The 18,866-nt window shown below is 55.8% G+C and carries 15 protein-coding genes; 8 read left to right on the forward strand and 7 right to left on the reverse strand.

Features of this window, described 5'->3' with window-relative positions; genetic code table 11:
- Nucleotides 1-280 precede the first annotated feature (280 nt).
- Entirely contained in the window at nucleotides 281-1,996 is a 1,716-nt protein-coding gene (locus tag AC0N03_RS15380) for an outer membrane protein assembly factor BamB family protein (RefSeq protein ID WP_474289790.1), read from the forward strand.
- Nucleotides 1,997-2,063: 67 nt separating this feature from the next.
- Nucleotides 2,064-2,630, forward strand: a complete 567-nt coding sequence (locus tag AC0N03_RS15385; protein ID WP_474289791.1) for a c-type cytochrome — start codon at nucleotides 2,064-2,066, stop codon at nucleotides 2,628-2,630.
- Between the two features lie 96 nt (nucleotides 2,631-2,726).
- Here AC0N03_RS15385 and AC0N03_RS15390 read toward each other — a convergent pair whose 3' ends face one another.
- Complete coding sequence (locus AC0N03_RS15390) at nucleotides 2,727-3,584, reverse strand: ankyrin repeat domain-containing protein (protein WP_474289792.1); 858 nt, start codon at nucleotides 3,582-3,584, stop codon at nucleotides 2,727-2,729.
- Nucleotides 3,585-4,083: 499 nt separating this feature from the next.
- On the opposite strand from AC0N03_RS15390, the gene AC0N03_RS15395 reads away from it, so the two are divergent.
- On the forward strand, nucleotides 4,084-5,715 hold the full coding sequence (locus AC0N03_RS15395; protein ID WP_474289793.1) for an L-lactate MFS transporter: 1,632 nt from the start codon (nucleotides 4,084-4,086) through the stop codon (nucleotides 5,713-5,715).
- Nucleotides 5,716-5,840: 125 nt separating this feature from the next.
- Here the strand turns inward: AC0N03_RS15395 and iolE are convergent, their stop codons facing one another.
- The 3 genes from iolE to AC0N03_RS15410 all read right to left on the reverse strand — a co-directional run bounded on the left by iolE (nucleotide 5,841) and on the right by AC0N03_RS15410 (nucleotide 9,698).
- A complete protein-coding gene (gene iolE / locus AC0N03_RS15400) occupies nucleotides 5,841-6,749 on the reverse strand; it encodes a myo-inosose-2 dehydratase (protein ID WP_474289794.1) in 909 nt (302 codons plus the stop codon).
- 43 nt (nucleotides 6,750-6,792) lie between these two features.
- Complete coding sequence (gene iolD / locus AC0N03_RS15405) at nucleotides 6,793-8,634, reverse strand: 3D-(3,5/4)-trihydroxycyclohexane-1,2-dione acylhydrolase (decyclizing) (protein WP_474289795.1); 1,842 nt, start codon at nucleotides 8,632-8,634, stop codon at nucleotides 6,793-6,795.
- A 116-nt stretch (nucleotides 8,635-8,750) separates the two neighbouring features.
- Nucleotides 8,751-9,698: a MurR/RpiR family transcriptional regulator gene (locus AC0N03_RS15410; protein ID WP_474289796.1), complete on the reverse strand. Its 948-nt coding sequence runs from the start codon at nucleotides 9,696-9,698 to the stop codon at nucleotides 8,751-8,753.
- Between the two features lie 624 nt (nucleotides 9,699-10,322).
- Here AC0N03_RS15410 and AC0N03_RS15415 point away from each other — a divergent pair.
- The 4 genes from AC0N03_RS15415 to AC0N03_RS15430 all read left to right on the forward strand — a co-directional run bounded on the left by AC0N03_RS15415 (nucleotide 10,323) and on the right by AC0N03_RS15430 (nucleotide 14,484).
- Nucleotides 10,323-11,444, forward strand: a complete 1,122-nt coding sequence (locus AC0N03_RS15415) for a Gfo/Idh/MocA family protein (protein WP_474289797.1) — start codon at nucleotides 10,323-10,325, stop codon at nucleotides 11,442-11,444.
- 148 nt (nucleotides 11,445-11,592) lie between these two features.
- Nucleotides 11,593-12,333: an ATP-binding cassette domain-containing protein gene (locus AC0N03_RS15420; protein ID WP_474289798.1), complete on the forward strand. Its 741-nt coding sequence runs from the start codon at nucleotides 11,593-11,595 to the stop codon at nucleotides 12,331-12,333.
- Nucleotides 12,323-13,429, forward strand: coding sequence for an ABC transporter permease (locus AC0N03_RS15425; protein ID WP_474289799.1), 1,107 nt, complete (start codon nucleotides 12,323-12,325; stop codon nucleotides 13,427-13,429). The genes AC0N03_RS15420 and AC0N03_RS15425 overlap by 11 nt, the downstream gene beginning before the upstream one ends.
- A 50-nt stretch (nucleotides 13,430-13,479) precedes the next feature.
- Nucleotides 13,480-14,484 (forward strand): substrate-binding domain-containing protein, encoded by a 1,005-nt coding sequence (locus AC0N03_RS15430; RefSeq protein WP_474289800.1) that lies wholly within the window; start codon nucleotides 13,480-13,482, stop codon nucleotides 14,482-14,484.
- Between the two features lie 456 nt (nucleotides 14,485-14,940).
- Here the strand turns inward: AC0N03_RS15430 and AC0N03_RS15435 are convergent, their stop codons facing one another.
- From AC0N03_RS15435 to AC0N03_RS15445, 3 genes are all read right to left on the reverse strand, one after another.
- Nucleotides 14,941-16,143, reverse strand: a complete 1,203-nt coding sequence (locus AC0N03_RS15435; RefSeq protein ID WP_474289801.1) for a sugar ABC transporter permease — start codon at nucleotides 16,141-16,143, stop codon at nucleotides 14,941-14,943.
- Nucleotides 16,144-16,179: 36 nt separating this feature from the next.
- Nucleotides 16,180-16,995, reverse strand: coding sequence for an ATP-binding cassette domain-containing protein (locus tag AC0N03_RS15440; protein WP_474289802.1), 816 nt, complete (start codon nucleotides 16,993-16,995; stop codon nucleotides 16,180-16,182).
- Nucleotides 16,996-17,061: 66 nt separating this feature from the next.
- Complete coding sequence (locus AC0N03_RS15445; protein ID WP_474289803.1) at nucleotides 17,062-18,138, reverse strand: ABC transporter substrate-binding protein; 1,077 nt, start codon at nucleotides 18,136-18,138, stop codon at nucleotides 17,062-17,064.
- A 543-nt stretch (nucleotides 18,139-18,681) separates the two neighbouring features.
- On the opposite strand from AC0N03_RS15445, the gene AC0N03_RS15450 reads away from it, so the two are divergent.
- Complete coding sequence (locus tag AC0N03_RS15450) at nucleotides 18,682-18,846, forward strand: hypothetical protein (RefSeq protein ID WP_474289804.1); 165 nt, start codon at nucleotides 18,682-18,684, stop codon at nucleotides 18,844-18,846.
- Nucleotides 18,847-18,866 lie beyond the last annotated feature (20 nt).

Genomic DNA, 18,866 nt, shown 5'->3' on the forward strand with positions numbered 1-18,866 from the left:
TTCAAAATATTATAACTTTGATGCGTAATATTTCATTTATAAAATTCATAAAAAACGTGATTTATATTAACGATAGAGCGCCACGCAGCTTCGGTCTCCTGGCTTCATATTAGAAATTAAAAATATATAAAAAGAGACGATTTTTCAATGTAATCACAGTCTTTAGCGCGGTGATGCACGTGTCATACGACCTAAGTATAGTCTGAAAGATTCTGCGTGACTTGCAATACGGATTTTGTCACATTTCATTTGCCAGCGGCTAGCTAGGGAGGCAGATGTCATGGTAAAATTTAATAAACGAAAATTATTGGTTGCTTGGTCGTTTATGGCGGCCTTTGGTTTCGCGGGCGCAGCTTCGGCGCAGGAAGTGACCCAGGATAAAGCCGAGGCTGCTGTTGCAGCCAAATCAATCAATATCACGGACAAGCAGCTCGCCGATGCGGCGAGCAACACGTCTGAATTTCTCCACACCAATGGGAATTATGCGCAGACGCGCTATTATCCCAATGCCAGCATCAACACTAAAAATGTGAAAAACCTGCATCCCGCCTGGATCTTCCAGACGGAGGTGAAAGAATCGCTCGAAACGACGCCGATTGTCGCCGACGGCATCATGTTCGTGACGACATCGTTCAGTCATGTCTATGCGCTTGATGCCAAGACCGGCGTTGAGTTGTGGCATTACAAGCCCAAGCTCGGCCCTGTGACCACATATTGCTGCGGTCCGAACAACCGCGGTGTTGCCGTAGATGGCGGCAAGGTTTTTGTAGCCACCCTTGATTCCAAGCTGGTGGCGCTCGATGCCAAGTCCGGGTCGGTTCTCTGGTCGCAGGTTATCGCAGACCCCGAGAAGGGCTACAGCGAGACGATGGCTCCCACCGTGGTCAAGGGCAAGGTTCTCATCGGCACCAACGGCGGCGAATATGGTATTCGCGGCTTTGTGAAGGCCTTTGACGTCAATGACGGCAAGTTGCTCTGGACCTTCAACACCGTTCCGGAAAATTCGGTCGGCGTCTGGGCAACCAAGGATGCAACCGGTCGCGATATGCACCGAGACATTGCTGCTGAGAAGGAAGCTCTGGCCAAGAACGGCGACCCCTATAAAACATTGGGCGGCGGCGTTTGGCAGAACCCTTCGGTTGACCTGAAACTCAACCGCATCTTCTTCGTTGTCGGCAATCCTTCGCCCGATCTCGACGGCGCTGCTCGTCCGGGTGACAATCTTTACACCGACTCGCTGGTCTCTGTTGATCTCGATACCGGCAAATATGTCTGTCATTTCCAGTATATCGCTCACGATGTCTGGGATCTTGACTCCGTCAGCCCGACAGTTCTGGTCGATGCCAAGGACAAGAAGGGCAATATGGTTCCGGCAGTGCTTCATGCAGGCAAGACCGGCCATGTCTATGTGAACAACCGCAAGGACTGCAGCCTGATCCGCTTCTCGCAGGCCATGGTGCCTCAGGAGAACATGTGGACGCTTCCCACCAAGGAAGGCGCACGCATGCTGCCGGGTGCAAACGGCGGCGTGGAATGGTCTCCGATCGCCGTCAATCCGGTTCTCGGCTATTCGTTCGCGGTCAACCTGCATCAGCCGATGACCTATCAGGTCCAGAGCAGCCCCTATCCGGACGGCAAGCTCTGGCTTGGCGGCGCGTTCAAGGTCATTCCCTCGGAAGAGAGCTATGGCAATGTGACGGCCGTGGACTACAACACCGGTAAGATCGCATGGCAGGTCAAGACTCCGCAGCCGATGATCGGCGGCGCGCTGGCCACAGCGGGCGGCCTCGTCTTCGCTGGCGAGGGCAATGGCTGGTTCAAGGCCTATGATGCGAAGAACGGCAAAGTGCTCTGGCAGTTCCAGGCCGGCGCTGGCGTGAATGCTCCAGCCTCGTCCTATGCCATTGGCGGCAAACAATATATTGTTGTTGGCGCCGGCGGCAACACGCAGCTTGATTACAAGCGCGGCAATGCCATCATTGCCTTTACCAATTAAGGCCCGAGATAAAAGGGGGCTGGCTGCATGCAGCCAGCCCCTTTTTCTTGCAGACAGGACATAATGAATGTTGCGTATTATTCTGACTATTCTCGCTTTTTTCTGCGTGCAGGTGGCCTATGCGGCGTCGCCAATCGAGCAAAAAGCCCAGATCTGCGCCGGATGCCACGGTGATGCGGGCATTCCGGTTGCCAAGGATATTCCGATCATATGGGGGCAGAACTCCGGCTATCTGTATTTGCAGTTGCGCGATTTGCAGAAGGGCGCCCGCAAGAACGAGATCATGAACGGCATTGCCGCCGGATTGTCGCGTGAGGATATGATGGCTCTGGCCGAATATTTTTCATCGAAGCCCTGGCCGAATATTCCTCAGCCATCCGCCAGCAAGGAAGACACGGCCACGGCGCTGCGCGTCAATGCTTCCGTCGGCTGTTCTGGCTGCCATCTCGATCATTTTCAGGGTGACGGCTCCGTACCGCGCACAGCCAATCAGCAGCATGACTATCTCATAAAGACCATGCTGGAATTCCGCAATCACATCCGCAACAACAACCCGGGCATGTCCGACCTGATGAATGCGGCATCGGAAGACGAGCTTAAAGCCATGGCCAATTATCTCGCAGGACTGAATTAGCCAGTAAGAAGTGCTGTCATTCGGAAGTGCTGCTTTGCTTATGGCAGCACTTCCCCGGACGTTGTCTCGCCCTCGCGGCAGCAGATCTCTGGCAGCCTAGGGTTTGGCGGCGTTGCTCGCGGCATCGGGCTTGAGCAGAGCCGCCACTTCAGCATGGCCTGCGCCCATCGCTATATCGAATGCCGTCTTGCCGCGGTCGTCCTTGTCCTGCGGGTTTGCGCCATGCGCCAGCAGATAGGAAACGACATCTTTGGCGTCGTCGACGCCTGTCCCGCTTGAATAGCCAGCCGCCCACATCAGGGCCGTGAGGTCGTGGCCATATTTGTGATTGATGTCGACGCCCAGTTCAAGCAGCCGTGCGACAATCCGCTTGTAGCCCAGCGCCGCGGCATAGACCATGGCCGTTTTGCCGCTGTCATCCGCCGCATTCACGTTGGCGCCCGCTTCAACAAGGATGTTCATCGCCTTGAGGTTGTCGCGATAGGCCGCCGCCGCCAGGGCACGGTTGCCGCCGCGCCCCGGCTGATCGACGCTGGCCTTGTGCTGGAGCAACAATTTGATCGTGGTCAGGCGATCGCCCTCGGCAGCAAAAAACAACGCCGTCGATCCGGCAACCGCACGGGCATCGACATCTGCGCCGTGGTCGAGCAGATACGTGACAACCTGATCCTGCCCTTCGCCGGCGGCGCGCATCAGAGCGGTGGCGCCGACACGGTCGCGTCCCTCGATATTGGCACCATGATCCAGCAGGCTCTGAACCAGCGGCAGGCAGCCATGCCGCGCGGCATTGATCAGCAAACCATTGAGCTGGTAGGAATCGTCGCGCTTCAGCGTGGCGGCCTTTTGCTCGAAGCTGCTGCACAGACCGGCATCGACAGCGGCAGACACGGGCAGGCAGGAGGCGGCAAAAAGGCTTCCGGCAATAGTGGTGATAATGAGTTTGGTGCGCAGCATGATGTCAGAATGTTAGGATAATTTTTTGGCCAGCGCCAGTATAACCGCTGCCACTTTCGCGAAGTGGAAAACAACAGCTTCCGCTTCCAGGCAAGCCCTGCCGCAACGGCCTGTCCGATCCGACAGGAGCATCGCCTTGTCTGCAAACATGATCTCCCCGCTCAGGCTATAAAGAGGCACATCCGGGACACTCTTGACAGTGTCAGCATATTGAATACAAAGTTGATTAATATGATAAAAGTTTAATATAACAGATGCAATGATACTATGGTACGATAAAAGTTTAGGTTTTTCAGTCTTTTCAATGAACGAGACCGCAGTATTTTGATCTCGTGTTGGGTAAAAAAGTCGCGGTTTTCCGGGACATTTTGCTCAAACCATAGGTGGGAAGTCCTGGATTTAGACCCCGCAGAGGGTGCACGGATTGGCAGTCCGATTTCAAAGAGGCGCCGACAGGTCCCCCTACCGCAGCATGCCAATCCCAGGGAGGGGACGATCAATGGCAAATACAACTCTAAACGGACAAGCAAATCCATCTTTGCTCGACCGGGCGGCTACAATCGCCGGGCCGGGCTTCAACCGCTGGCTGGTCGTACCAGCCGCGCTCTGTATTCATCTTTGCATTGGGATGGCCTACGGCTTTTCGGTCTTCTGGCTGCCGATGACCAAGCTGATCCCGAATGCTCCTGCCTGCGGCGATCTCGACTTTATAGCCTCGTTGACCACCACCACCTGCAACTGGTCCGTTCCAGTTGAAACTCACGTGTTCGAAACGTTTATCGCCATTCTGGGCATTTCCGCCGCAATCTGGGGCGGTTGGCTGGAACATGCCGGACCCCGCAAGGCCGGCTTCATCGCGGCCTTGTGCTGGGGTGGCGGCATGGCGCTTGGCGGCATCGGGGTCGCCACCCATCAGCTCTGGCTGTTCTATCTCGGCACCGGCGTGATTGGTGGGGTGGGGCAGGGGCTTGGCTATATCACGCCCGTTTCCACCCTCATCAAGTGGTTCCCAGATAGGCGCGGCATGGCCACCGGCTTTGCCATCATGGGCTATGGCGGCGGCGCCATGGTGGGCGCGCCGCTGGCCGTCTGGCTGATGAAATATTACGCCCATGACAACGTTCAGGGCGTATCACAAACTATGATGACGATGGGTGCAATCTATTTCATCGTCATGAGCATCGGCGCGTTCAGCTTCCGTGTTGCTCCCACAGGCTGGATGCCCGAAGGTTGGAAACCCGCAGCCACTGCGGGCAAGGCGATGATTACCACAGGCCACGTGCACCTCAACACCGTCGTCAAAACCCCGCAATTCTGGCTGATCTGGCTGGTTCTCTGCCTGAACGTGACCGCTGGCATCGGCGTGATCGCCATGGCCAGCCCGATGTTGCAGGACGTGTTCGGCGCGCATCTGCTCGGCGCCAATGGCGCGAATCTTTCCTCCGATGCACAGAAGGCCGCTATCGTCGCGGCTGCGGCAGGTCTCGTGGGTTTGATCTCGCTTTTTAATTCTCTGGGCCGCCTGTTCTGGGCTTCTCTTTCGGACAAGATCGGACGCAAGACCACCTATTACATCTTTTTCATACTTGGGATCATCGTCTATTGCCTGCTCCCGACATGGGGTCATATGCAGCTTCCGGGTCTTTTCGTGCTCTCGATCTGCGTGATCCTGACAATGTACGGCGGTGGCTTCTCGACCATTCCGGCCTATCTCGCCGACATCTTCGGAACGCAAATGGTTGGTGCCATTCACGGGCGTCTGATCACGGCATGGTCGGTCGCCGGCATCGCAGGCCCGATGATCATAGCCTCGGTGCGTCAGTACCAACTGGACAATGGCGTGGCGAAAAACCTCGTTTATGACAATACGCTCTATGTCATGGCGGGACTGCTGTTCGTCGGCCTGATCTGCAACCTGCTGGTCAAACCAGTTGATCCGAAACATTATATGAGCGAGGCCGATCTCAAGACCGAGCGTGCGTTACAGCATGACCAAACTGCTCCTGAGGCAGTCAAGGCTGCTGCACGCGGAGCGTTCGGAGTGGTGGGCGTGGTCTTCTGGCTTGCCGTCGGAATCACATTCCTCATCGGCGTCTGGATCGCGCTCTCAAAAGCAGCGGCACTGTTCTAGGAATAAAATGTAGCTTTATGCCGGACGCAGGTCCGGAGGAGATGCCGGGGCCGGTAAACGACCGCCCCGGCCATTGGCGTAATAATAGGTGCCTACCTGCGTCGTGATGGTGAAACCCGGTCGATTCAAGCAGTCAGTCCTTCGATCGTGTATCCGGCGTTGGTCAGCGCACGCACCAATGCCTTGTAGCCGATCTTCGCATATTCGGCGGGCGGGGCCTTGATCGGGTCCTGTTCTGCCTCGACGACGAACCAGCCCTCATAGCCATAACCTGCAAGCTTCTTGAGAATGGCGTCGAAATCGAGCGAGCCGTCTCCCGGCACGGTAAACGCACCCTTCACGACGGCATCGAGAAAGCTCTCCTTATTGCGGTCGAGCTTGTTGATCACGTCCATGCGCACGTCTTTGGTGTGAACATGGGTGATGCGTTTGTGATGGTTGTCGATGACCCGCATCACATCGCCGCCCGCAAAGGCCATGTGCCCTGCATCAAAAAGCAGCGGGATGCCGGACCCGGAATGTTTCATGAACATGTCCAGTTCGCTTTCCGTCTCGATCACCGCAGCCATATGATGATGATAAGCGAGCGGCATGCCCTGCTCAGCGCACCATTCGCCAAATGCGGTCATTTTGCGGGCATAGATTTTGATTTCATCCTCGGAGAGCTTCGGCTTGGTGGCGAGCGGCTTGGAGCGATCGCCCTGAATGGTGCGCGCACATTCGCCATAGACGATGCAGGGCGCATTGACAGCCTTGAACAAAGCCATCTGCTGCGCGATGCGGTCTTTTTCAGTCTCGATGTCGCCATCCAGCAGCAGGCCAGAGAACCAGCCGCCGCAGACGCTCATGTTATGGGCCTTCAGAATGGGGCCGAGCACCTCTGCATCCATCGGAAAGCGACGGCCTGTCTCCATGCCGGTAAACCCCGCCGCGCCGGCCTGCCGCAGGCATTCCTCCAGCGAAACGTCGTCGCTCAGTTCTTCGAGGTCATCGTTCCACCACGCGATAGGTGCAATTCCGAGTTTGGCTTTCATGGCCGGTTCCTTGTTCAAAGAGATAAATTGAGCTTGTGGATGTTCAGACGCCGACACGCTGTTTTTTGCGGCCCTCAAGCTGGTTTTTCGAAGCCTCGTTGACGGCCGGACGGGCACTGACCTGCGGCACGCCTACATCCCACCATGCATCGCCGGGGGTCCAGGTGAAGGCATCCGAAACGATTGTCAGAACGGTGGTGCGGTCGGTGCTCCTTGCCCAGTCCACGGCTGCGCCGAGATCCGCAAGGCTCTCAACTCTGCGGGTCAGTGCGCCCATCGATTCGGCATGCTTGGCGAAATCGACAGGGAAGGGCTGCTTGACCCGGCAATCCTTGAGCAGATTGTTGAAGCTTGCGCCGCCTTTGCCATTTTGCAGGCGGTTGATCACGGCATAACCGCCATTGTCGCAAACGATCAGGATGATCTTGTGGCCGGTGAGTACGGTCGAATAGATGTCCGAGTTCATCATCATATATGTGCCGTCGCCGATCATGACGATCGGCACCCGGGTGGGATCGGCCATAGCCGCGCCCCAGCCGGATGCAATCTCGTACCCCATGCAGGAGAAGCCGAATTCGCAGTCAAAAGTATTGGGAGCCTTGACGCGCCAGTTCTTCATCACTTCGCCGGGCAGGCCGCCTGCGGCTGTCACGAGATAATCGCGTTCTCCGGCATGCGCGTTGACGATACCAACAACCTGCGCATAGGTGGGAATGGGCTCGTTGCTCGGCTTCTGGTAGGCATCGAGCGCTGCATTCCATTTGGCAAACTCGGACTTGCCATGGTTCGTCCATTTGGCATCGGCCTTCCAGTCCTTGAGAGCGGCGGCCAGTTCCTGAAGCGTTTCTCGCGCATCGCCGATGACCGCGAGGGCCTGATGCTTGGTTGCATCAAACCGCGCAGCGTTGATCGAGATGAATTTTGCGTCCGGCGAGAAGCATGTCCACGAACCGGTTGTGAAATCCATCAGACGGGTGCCGACAGCCACAATCACGTCGGCTTCTGCCGCCAGCGCATTGGCAGAAGTTGAGCCGACAATTCCGATAGGTCCGACATGTGCGGGGTGGTGATGCGTCAGCGCACCCTTGCCGGCAATGGTTTCGCAAACCGGAATGCCGTGCTCGGCGGCAAATGCGCCAAGAACGTCTTCGGCGCCAGAATAGCGCACGCCGCCGCCTGAAATGATGAGCGGACGCTTGGCGGCCTTAAGGATTGCAAGCGCCTCGGCCAGACGATCCTTGTCCGCGCGCGGACGCGGTATGGCGTGGATGGTGGGCTTGAAGAAACTCGACGGATAATCCCATGCCATTTCCTGCACATCCTGCGGCAATGCGATAAAGGCCGGACCGCAATCGGCCGGGTCCAGCATCACGGCAACGGCCTGCGGCAAGGAGGAAATGATCTGCTCGGGATGGGTGATGCGGTCCCAATAGCGCGTCACAGCGCGGAAAGAATCATTGACGTTGATCGACGGGTCTCCGAAATGCTCGACCTGCTGCATGACAGGATCAGGCCGGCGATTGACGAACGTATCTCCGGCCAGCAGCAGCACCGGCAGGCGGTTTGCATGTGCAACGCCGGCAGCCGTTACCATGTTGAGTGCGCCGGGGCCGATTGAAGAACTCGCAACCATAATCTGACGCCGGCGCTTGGCCTTGGCAAAGCCTATGGCGGCCAGCGCCATGGATTGTTCGTTCTGGCCGCGCCATGTCGGCAACGTGTCCTGTACCGCCTCCAAGGCTTCGGACAGACACGTCACATTACCATGGCCAAAGATAGCGAAAACGCCGGGAAACAGCATCTCCTTTTTGCCGTCAATCATCGTAAACTGGTTGCAGAGATAGCGAACCAAGGCCTGAGCCATAGTGCAGCGAACCGTCGACATGCGTTTTCCTCCCGAAATTCCTGAGCATCAATATTGCTGATGTTTCGTTTCAGGAAAATTTATTGCAGTTTACAATTTTTTGCAAGTGAAATTGCAAAAAATAAAGAACGCAAGATTTACGGCGTCGCGGGATTTTTCTGCCGTCGCATGTGAGCCGTGGTCCGGTTATGAGCCATTTCGGTTACGGTCGGAATGCGGGGCGTCGACTCTCGTCCGGGTTGAAGCAGGGCGGCTGTAGCCACGGCTATGCACTGCACCAGACACATCGGCGCAGCCAGAGACCGTGAGAACGTATATTCATCTTCCGCGATAGTGAAAAGAATCCGCGCATCTTTGGCTAATGGCGACAGCTGGCTGTCAGTTATTCCGATGATTGGCGTGGCATTGGCCGCTGCCACGTCGGAGATGACGATCACTTCCTTTGCGTAGTGCCGAAATGCGATTGCAATCAGCACATCGCGGTCTGACATTGTTGCGGCCATTTCCTGCGCGAGGCCACCTGCGGGGTCGAGAAGAACAACGCGGCGGCGAAGCATCGTCAGAAGATATCTGAGCAGCAACGCGATAGGCTCCGATCGGAGTTGGCCCGCAACATAAATTGTCTCGGCGTTGACCAGCAGATCGGCAGTCTCGGCGAGGGCCTCCTCCGTCACGCCTTCAAGCAGGCCCTGAAGCGCCGCTATGTCTCGCACCACCAAATCGCGCAAATAGCCGAGATTGCCCTCATTCTCGTTGCGTGAAAGCTCGCCCTCGAGCGCGCTGATACGTTCCCGAAAGCCGGGGGCGGCGGTGGCCAGCCTCGTCTGGAAAACCGATTGGAGTTGCTTGAATCCGGAATAGCCGAGGCCCTGAGCAAAACGCACGAGGCTCGACGGGTGCGTCCCGCATTTTGCGGCAACTGCATTGATCGAGTCGAGCGCCACGACATTTGGGTTCTGCGTCAGGAAACGTGCTATCCGCTGAAAGCCGGCCGACAGATTCGGATATTCCCGGGTGATCAGGTTGACGATCCCCTCATAATTCTGTGGAATTGCCTCAGTTGGTCCGCTGCTTTTGATGGGCATAGTCGTTCCTTTGTTTTGCCTGCGGCTTTGTCTCTGGCCTCGAAATTCAATCCCTATAAGGCATCTCAGAATCTGGATCAGGTATCAAGTATCTGGGCTTTTGTGCTGTTAAACCAAACTTCGGAATTTGACCAACTCCGCTGAGAGGCGTGAACCGATTCAAATGGCAACACCTCGGCCAATAAATTTAATTGCAAAAAATTTATAATACGCAATTATAATTGTCAAAAGATGCATAGAACGCATCGTGACCGAGGCACGAAGCAGGGAGCGCCATTAGAAGTGCATGGACAGTTGGGTTGTCGCTTACAATCTTTCACAGCCATGTTGCCCACTCCATTGCAGACCTGAGTGCATCTGCCGATGCCGCAGAATATCGGGAATATAGCACAGGTCGACGTTTTTGCAGCAATCGTTGCAGAAACTGCAATCCATCAAAACAAGGAATAGCAACAACCTATGGAGGATCTGGCGGGTTCAACGGGCGATAGAGCGGAACGAACGTCCTGTTAAGTTGGCACATCGCTGCCTGGACACCCGTTTGATGCGCGCGCCCTGCGGCGTCGTAGCAGGCTTTTATAGGAATGAACTGACACAATTTGGCTTTTTGGAAGGGTTGGTAACATGCGTGACATTGGTGTGGGCATTATTGGGACTGGATTCATGGGTAAGGCGCATGCGATTGGCTACAGGGCGGTCGCGGGCATTTTTCCGGGCAGTCTGCGCCCCGTTTTGCAATCGGTCGCCGACATCAACCAGCATGCCGCTGAGCAAACCGCAAAGCAGTTCGGCTTTCGCCGCTGTCAAACCGATTGGCGCGCGCTCGTCGAGGATCCTGAAGTCGAGATTGTCTCGATAACCACCCCTAATGCGGTTCATCGTGAAATGGCACTAGCCGCTATTGCAGCTGGAAAGCACGTGCATTGCGAAAAGCCGATTGCGCCCAATGCTGAAGCTGCAAGAGACATGATGGAAGCCGCCGAGGCAGCGGGTCTCGTGACGCAGGTTGGCTATAATTATATCAAAAATCCGATGCTGAAATTGGCCCGCACGATGATTGCGGCTGGAGAACTGGGTGAAATCACCGGCTTTCGCGGCATTCATGCTGAAGACTATATGGCCGATCCGGAAGTTCCGTTTAACTGGCGTGTGGATTCCAGCGGCGGAGCCGGCGCCATCGCCGATATCGGCAGCCATATCATCGGGATGGCCCGGTTTCTGCTGGGCCCGATCAGTGCAATCAATGCCGATCTGGAAACGGTCGTCAAAAGCCGTCCGGTTGCGCCCGGTTCGTCTGAGCGCCGCGCTGTCGAGGTTGATGATATTGCCCGGCTCGCGGTCAGATTTGAGCGTGGATGCCGTGGAACCATTGAAGCCAACTGGGTGGCGACGGGCCGGAAAATGCAGCTTGGTTTTGAACTGACCGGCACCAAGGGTTCCCTCGTTTACACGCAGGAACGTCTCAACGAACTTCTGCATTACCGGGCAGGCGGCGATTCCCGTCATAGCGGCTACACGCGTATCGAGGCGGGGCCTCAGCATCATCCCTACGGGCTGTTCTGCGTTGCGCCGGGACATCAACTCGGATTTAATGATCTCAAGACGATCGAGGTTGCCGAATTTCTGGCAGCAATCGCGGGCGGAGAGAAGCAGGGGCCCGATTTTCGTGAGGCCTGGGAAATTCAGAAGATCATCGACACTGCGGTTCGATCATCCAAATCACAAAGCTGGCAGATGATCGGGTAAAATTTTAAGTGCCGGAAATCATCCGAGGCGATGAACATAGAAATTGACCTGCAAAATTTATTTGCTATAATTTTTTTCAAGCAATAAATTTTGCAAGCCAGATAATAATGCAGCCGAAAGAGCTGCAAGACCGGGGGGAGGTTCTAAGGTGGCTTTGCTTGAAGTTCGTGATGTATCAAAGAGCTTTGGCGCTATTCATGCTGTAAACGGCATCAGCTTTACAATTGAGGCTGGAGAGGTCGTTGGCCTGATGGGCGATAACGGTGCGGGCAAGTCTACACTGGTCAAGCTCATTGCCGGGAATTTTCCGCCAACGGAGGGGGAAGTTCTAGTCGATGGCGAAGTTTGCCATTTTCATAAGCCGATAGAAGCCCGGGCAAAGGGTATCGAGGTTGTTTATCAGGATCTCGCGCTCGCTGATAATCTTACCGCTGCCCAGAACGTCTTTCTCGGGCGGGAGGCGAAAAAGGGCATCTGGCCGTTTCGCGTGCTTAACAAGCAGGCCATGATCGATCGTTCCGGCGAGTTGTTCGATGAGCTGAAATCCGAAACCAGACCTCAGGACCTCGTGAAGAAAATGTCGGGTGGGCAACGTCAGGCGGTGGCTATCGCCCGCACACGGCTTTCCAATGCGAAGCTTGTGCTTATGGACGAACCGACTGCTGCCATTTCGGTGCGTCAGGTCGCCGAAGTGCTGGAGCTTATCCGCCGCCTGAAGCATCAAGGTGTGGCCGTCATTCTCATCAGCCACCGCATGCCTGACGTATTTGCGGTGTGCGACCGGATTATCGTCATGCGGCGCGGCACCAAAGTTGCGGACAAACCAACAATATCGACCTCTCCGGAGGAAATCACCGGCTTGATTACGGGGGCCATCCGTGAAGCATAATCCTCCCAAAGCGCCCCAGACTGGCCATGCCGCTATATCGGACGTTGTGCTGATCAAAGAACAAACTTTCGCAGCGCGTATCATCTCGAGCCAGCCTTTCTGGGTGACGATCGCGCTTATCGTGCTGGTCGTGATCATGGCTATCATCGAGCCCACGTTCGGCACATCCGAAAATGCCGCCAATGTGACCCGTAACTTCGCGCCGATCGGCATCATGGCGATGGGCATGACCGTGGTCATCATTACCGGCGGCATCGATCTCTCCGTCGGTTCTGTCATGGGTCTCGTGGCCATCGTGGCCGGGCTTTTCCTGACCTGGCATTATTCCTGGTATGTTGCTTTTACTATGGGAATGATCGCGGGACTTGCCTGCGGCGCCGTCAACGGGATTTTTGTCGCTTATGTCGGCATGCCATCCTTCGTGGTTACATTGGGCATGTTGTCGATTGCGCGCTCGCTGGCCGTGGTGTTTTCCGGCAATCAGATGTTGTACCAATTCGGACCTGACGCTCCGATTGTCAAAGCCATAGGGCAGGGCAAGTGGCCGCTGCACGCGCCGGAAGGCTGGGCGCCGCACTGGATTCCCGAATTATCCTCGCATTTCTGGGTGATGGTCGGGCTGGCGCTGATTGTCGGTTATGTGTTTCATTTCAAGGCCTGGGGTCGTCATCTGTTCGCTATCGGCGGTAATGAGCAGGCGGCCCGGCTGACCGGCGTATCGGTCGACTGGATCAAGTTTCAGGCTTACGTCTTCTCCGCATTCACGGCCTCGGTCGCATCACTTCTGCTGCTCGGCTACAACGGATCGGCGATCAACGCCATGGGGCAGGGCTATGAACTGCGGGTGATCGCGGCGACCGTGATCGGCGGGGCCAGTCTGATGGGCGGCTCAGGAACGGCCTTTGGTGCCTTCATCGGCTCCGCTTTCCTTGAAGTCATCCGCAATGCGCTGCTTATGGCTGGCATCGATTCCAATTGGCAGGGCGCTTTTGTCGGCGCCTTCATCATTCTCGCGGTGCTTCTCGGCATGCAATCGGGGGGCAAGTCGATCATTTCCGCTACTTTGGAGCAGTTATTTCCGAAAAAGCACCGTTAGAAACCGGATTCACTGCGGACCAATCAGTGAAGATTAATGAGGAGGAAACAATGAAGAAAATATTCTTGAAGACGGCTATCGCCATCGGCGCCATTTCAGTGGCAATGTCCGGCGCGCAGGCAAAATATGTTTTCGCTCTGGTGCCGAAGAACATGAACAATCCGTTCTTCGATCAGGCACGCGATGGCTGCAAAAAGGCCGAGGCTGAGTCGAAAGGCGCTTTTGAGTGCATGTATATTGGACCCGGCGAACATGGCGGCGGCGAAGAGCAGGTGCAGATCCTGCAGGATCTCGTAGCCAAGAAGGTCGATGGTATCGCCGTATCCCCATCCAATGCGGCGGCTGCTGCAGTGGCATTGCAGGCAGCCAAGGAAGCCGGAATTCCCGTTCTGACATGGGATTCTGATCTCCTGCCTGAAAACAAGGGATTGCGCGCCGCCTATATCGGCACCCATAACTACGAAATCGGCGTGAACCTCGCCAAGCTCGCCATGCAGGTCAAGCCGAAGGGCGGCACGCTCTGCATTCAATCCGGCGGTGCTGCTGCTGCCAACCACAATGAACGCATGCAGGGTATTCGCGATACTTTGGCAGGCAAGAAATCCGCCGCTTCGCCCGGCGACCGCCTGACGGGTCAGAATGGCTGGACGGAAATCGACGGCTGCCCGCTTTATACCAATGACGACTTCCCCGTGTCGGTGCAGCAGTTCACGGACATTATGGCCAAGAACCCCAAGCTTGATGCTTTCATCCCGACCGGTGGCTTCCCGCAGTTCATTCCGGATGCTAACCGCGCTGCAGTGGCACCTTATAAGGACAAGATCGCCTCTAAATCTCTTGCTCTGATCGTGGCCGATACGCTGCCGGTGCAGATCGACCAGATGAAGGAAGGTCTCTCGCTCGGCCAGGTCGGCCAGCGTCCGTTTGAAATGGGCTACAAGACCATGATGGCCTTTGAAGCAATGAAGGAAGGCAAGCCTGCGCCGGCTGACCCGACCTACACGGGCCTCGATGTCTGCACGCCTGAGAATGTTGCCACCTGCATTGGCAAGTAATATCTGATTTACTAAAGCTTTCGGGGCGGGATGCAAATCCCGCCCCGTTTTGTTTGCGCCGCGATCCGTCAGGCCGGCGGCATTTACGAGAATGTCGAAGCGACCGGAATCTGTGTCCGATGTTTCGTAGACTGCCCGGCTTGCAGCAACTTTTACGAGATTAGCCCGGGCAAAACGCCGTCACGATCAGTCTTGGCGCGGATAGCTTACGCCACAGCCTCGCATTTCCCGGCGTTGCGGCCACTCGTTACCAGCACTTCCGCTTCCTGTCGGCTTTGCTAAGGGCAGTGGCGCGTGGCCGTATTATCCGGGCAATCAGGCTGGCGGTTTGGCGGCCGGAAAATGACTGCGGCAGGCAACGGTTCTGCCGGCCTTGCGTGATCATCGCTACATTATCCGCGCACAGAAAAACGCCAGCATTCTCAGGAATGCTGGCGTCCGGTTCATTCCATGAATTCAGAAACTTTGTTGGCCGGTTGCCTTTTCGATGAGTTTGTCAATCGAAACAGCAAGGACAAGCAGCAGTCCCGTGACGATAAGTCGAACTTCGTTTTCGACACCCATCAAGTTCAGCCCGTTCTGAACCGTGCCTATCACGAGTGCGCCAAGCAAGGCTGCGTAAACCGATCCCCGACCGCCAAACAGGCTAACGCCGCCAATGACAGCCGCTGCAATGGATTCCAGCAGGAGCGTGCCGCCGCCGACGCCACCACCCGAGAACACGCCAACGCCGAGCGTCCGTGACGCTCCAATAATTCCAGCGAGCGCGGCAATGCCGCCGGCAATCGCAAAAGCGGCCATCTTGATGAGCGGCACTTTTATACCCGCGCGGCGTGCCGCTTCATCGTTATTGCCGGTTGCATAGAGATAGAGCCCAAACTGGGTTTCTCCGAGCACGTAGCCGCCAAGGGCGAGCAGCACGACAAACACCAGCACGATAACCGGTATGCCCTGATGCGCGTTCAGTACGGCAACGACGATTGCGCCGAGCAGGGCGCTGGCCAAAAGCGGAAAGACTACGCTTTTTGTCAGTGAAACTTCGAGGCCAGCGTGTTTGCGGCGCAGGAAGCTGGAGAATATGAGTGCTGCATAGATAATCATGCCCACCGCCAGGACGCCCCAGGCTGCAGGCCCTTCGACGGTGCCTTGCGCTATTTTTTCTATGCCTGTACCCATGAGGCCGTATCTTGCGGTATCCGGCAGCAGCAGGAGTTGCAGGCCGTTAAGGGCGAGCCCGAGACCCAGCGTTACCACAAATGAAGGTACGCCGACATAAGTCACCCAACGGGCCGAAAGGCAACCGATAAGCGAGCCAGCCACTATTGCAGACGGAATTGCAACCCACGGGGAAATGCCGTGCTCGACAATGAGCTTGGCCATCAGAACCGAAGTGACACCATTGATTGCCGCTACTGAAAGGTCTATTTCCTTGACCAGCAGGACAAACATGAGTCCCAGCGCCATGATCCCGACCACGGTACTTTGCACCAGAAGGTTTGAGAGATTTCTTGGCGTCAGGAAGACGTCGCTTTGTGTCACAAAAAAGATCCAGAGAGCGACCAATCCGACCACGACGGGCAAAGCCCTGAAATCAGTAGCCAGCATTTCGCCGAACGTGCGGCTCTTGGTCACGACTGGCGTCGCGGATGCTTGGGTCATCGTGAAAATCCTCGTATTCTATGTCCGCACAGGGACTCAACCGGCAAGATTGACGCTCTCGTTGCCGCCAACCATGGCATTGACGACTTGCTCGCCCGTCACCTGGTTTGATTTGAAACTGGCGGCGTTTGTTCCAAGCCGCATGACTTCAATCCGATCGGTCGAATTGACGACGAAGTGGTGAATATCATGGCTGACGACAATCACGCCCAAGCCCTCATCCGCCAGACTTCTGATCAGCGAGGCCACCTGTTCTGCCGCCGAATGGCTGAGTGCTGCGGTGGGTTCGTCAAAAATTACCACTTTCGGGGTCCACAGGATGGATCTCGCTATTGCGATATTCTGCCTCTGGCCGCCGGACATTGCGCCAACAGGGCGCGTCAGCGACAGGTTCCCGAGCCGCATGCGCGTCAGCACTTCACGGGCGCGCACTTCGCATTCGGCGCGGCGAATGCGCCCGCCGAACCAGCTTGATCCTGTCAGTTCCCGGCCGAGAAACAGATTCTGAACCGCGTCAAGGTTGTTGCACAGGGCCAGATCCTGATAGACCGTCTGGATGCCCTGCGCTGTTGCATCCGCTGGGGTTTTTATTTTAGCGGGCTTGCCTTCGAGTTTATATTCGCCCGAGTCATAGCCGATGACGCCGGCAATCACTTTCACAAGGGTTGATTTGCCCGCGCCGTTGTCGCCGACCAGCGCCACAACTTCCCCGGCAAAGACATCTACAGACGCTCCGCGCAGGGCCTGCACCGATCCAAAGGACTTGCGGATATTTCGCAGCGAAACGAGCGGCGTTTTGCCTGAATTATCGGTTGTTTCAAATTTTGATTGCGTGTTCGCAATGGCGGACATTGGTATTTCCTCCCGGTGTGGAAGAGGGCGATGATGTCCATCGCCCTCCCGCTGTCTGCTGCCAGATTATTTGTGGCTTTTGCAAATCTTGGTATCTTCAATGCCTTGGCAGATTTCGGCCCAGGTCCAGACACTAGCCTTGACAACGTCTGAAAGGTTGTCAGCGGTAATGTCGGACACCGGCAGGAACACCGCTGGAACGTCCATGAACTTGTTATTCACCTTGCCGTTGATGATATCTTTCGGCACGCCCTTACCGTTGAGAAGGGACGCGGTGACTGTAGCCGCGTAAGTGGCTTCGATCTTCAGGTCCTTGAGAACAGAATTGTCCTGCCAGCCCTGCGCAATATAACGCAAAGCCTCAACGGTGGCGTCCTGACCGCCGGTCACGAGCTTCTGGCCCGGCTTGAAGCCCTGGCTGATCAGAGCAGCGATAGAGCCGCCGGTCGTGCCGTCGTTCATGCCAAGAAACACGTCCACGTCGCCGCCGTTGCGGGTCAGGCAGTCTTCCGCAAAGGATTGTGCCTTCACCGGATCCCAGTTCTGGGTGTACTGCTCGCAAACCACTTTAACTTTGCCGGAATCAATCAGGGGCTTGAGATATTCATTCTGGCCCTTTTCATATTGACCGGTGCCGTATTCGCCCTGATTGCCTTTCACGCGGGCAACTTTCACCGGTGTTTTCGTCATTTTCGAGATCAGTTCGGCGGCGCGCTTGCCCTGCGCCTCACCGACGGAAAGCGAATCGAACACCACCTGCACGGCGGCTTTTCCGCCAACGGCATCGTGATCATAAAGGACAACCGGAACCCCGGCCTTATCGGCGGCTGCCAGGCTGCCTGCGGCAAGATTGGCGTCCGTCGAGGCCAGCACGATAACCGCAGCGCCCTGAGTGATGGCATCCTCGACCAGACGCTGCTGGCGTGCCGGATCTCCGTCGCCGTTCTGGACGATCACGGTCGCATCAGGAGCCTTTTCCTTCATTGCAGCCATGAAGAAGGGCTTATCCCGGCTCTCAAAGCGGATCGTCGTGGAATTCGGCAAAATAAAGAAGACTTTTTTCGTGCTTGCGGCTTCGGCGATTCCGGCAAAGGTGCCCACCATCGCAGTCGTAGCCAGAAGTACCTTCAATCCTCGCATCATTATCATTCCTCCCATGGAAGCAAATCAAAGTTTCATTTCCCTCAGGGCGTCCGCCTGAAAGCTTTGGTGCGGCATTCTTAGGCGGCAAACCACTTTGCACGCCGCGAAGCCGAATTCGGAAATTGTATTTGCAATTTTTATTGCGTCGAAAACTATGATGCAATTTTAAATGTGTCAATGATTTTTGCAATTATTTTTCAATCAGAAACTTAATTGCAATTTTTGTTGGCGGTTCATAAAAATGATCCGCTTGGGTTCGTCCGCCGGTGTTGATTGACGTCCCATGTCACGAACCAAGTGTTGCAATATGCAAAGGCTGAGTTGCGTCCAGGTGTTGATCAAAACTTTCCAAGTGGCACGCAGGAGGATTCCAGGCGCAGCATTTCGGGGTGTTGATCGGTAACTTAACCGTCACCGACCGGCAGAGACTGCGTCGGATCAGACAAGTTGTAGGAATTCTTGTTGCAAAAATAAAATTAATGCAATAAATTTTGTTCCAACAGGAATGCTGACGCGGCATTCGATAAAATCAGGGAGTGCGCCATGTCTGAACGCCAAGCGGCAGGAGGCCCGGATTCATCCGACGGCATTCAAAATCCGGATCGTTGGTTGCGATTGTCGTTCGTTGACGGCGCGCAAAGCGATTTGAATACGCGCACGCTGGACTCTTTGTTACGGAAATTCGCGACCGCAATACAGGCAATCTGACTTCTCGAGGAGCGCATCTG

The organism is Methylocystis sp. sgz306128 (assembly GCF_056032725.1).

What these genes read in the sequence shown, in the direction of transcription:
- AC0N03_RS15380 (WP_474289790.1), top strand. Translation starts at nt 281, where the DNA reads ATGGTAAAATTTAATAAACGAAAATTATTGGTTGCTTGGTCGTTTATG.
- AC0N03_RS15385 (WP_474289791.1), top strand. Translation starts at nt 2,064, where the DNA reads ATGTTGCGTATTATTCTGACTATTCTCGCTTTTTTCTGCGTGCAGGTG.
- AC0N03_RS15390 (WP_474289792.1), bottom strand. Translation starts at nt 3,584, where the DNA reads ATGCTGCGCACCAAACTCATTATCACCACTATTGCCGGAAGCCTTTTT.
- AC0N03_RS15395 (WP_474289793.1), top strand. Translation starts at nt 4,084, where the DNA reads ATGGCAAATACAACTCTAAACGGACAAGCAAATCCATCTTTGCTCGAC.
- iolE (WP_474289794.1), bottom strand. Translation starts at nt 6,749, where the DNA reads ATGAAAGCCAAACTCGGAATTGCACCTATCGCGTGGTGGAACGATGAC.
- iolD (WP_474289795.1), bottom strand. Translation starts at nt 8,634, where the DNA reads ATGTCGACGGTTCGCTGCACTATGGCTCAGGCCTTGGTTCGCTATCTC.
- AC0N03_RS15410 (WP_474289796.1), bottom strand. Translation starts at nt 9,698, where the DNA reads ATGCCCATCAAAAGCAGCGGACCAACTGAGGCAATTCCACAGAATTAT.
- AC0N03_RS15415 (WP_474289797.1), top strand. Translation starts at nt 10,323, where the DNA reads ATGCGTGACATTGGTGTGGGCATTATTGGGACTGGATTCATGGGTAAG.
- AC0N03_RS15430 (WP_474289800.1), top strand. Translation starts at nt 13,480, where the DNA reads ATGAAGAAAATATTCTTGAAGACGGCTATCGCCATCGGCGCCATTTCA.
- AC0N03_RS15435 (WP_474289801.1), bottom strand. Translation starts at nt 16,143, where the DNA reads ATGACCCAAGCATCCGCGACGCCAGTCGTGACCAAGAGCCGCACGTTC.
- AC0N03_RS15440 (WP_474289802.1), bottom strand. Translation starts at nt 16,995, where the DNA reads ATGTCCGCCATTGCGAACACGCAATCAAAATTTGAAACAACCGATAAT.
- AC0N03_RS15445 (WP_474289803.1), bottom strand. Translation starts at nt 18,138, where the DNA reads ATGATGCGAGGATTGAAGGTACTTCTGGCTACGACTGCGATGGTGGGC.
- AC0N03_RS15450 (WP_474289804.1), top strand. Translation starts at nt 18,682, where the DNA reads ATGTCTGAACGCCAAGCGGCAGGAGGCCCGGATTCATCCGACGGCATT.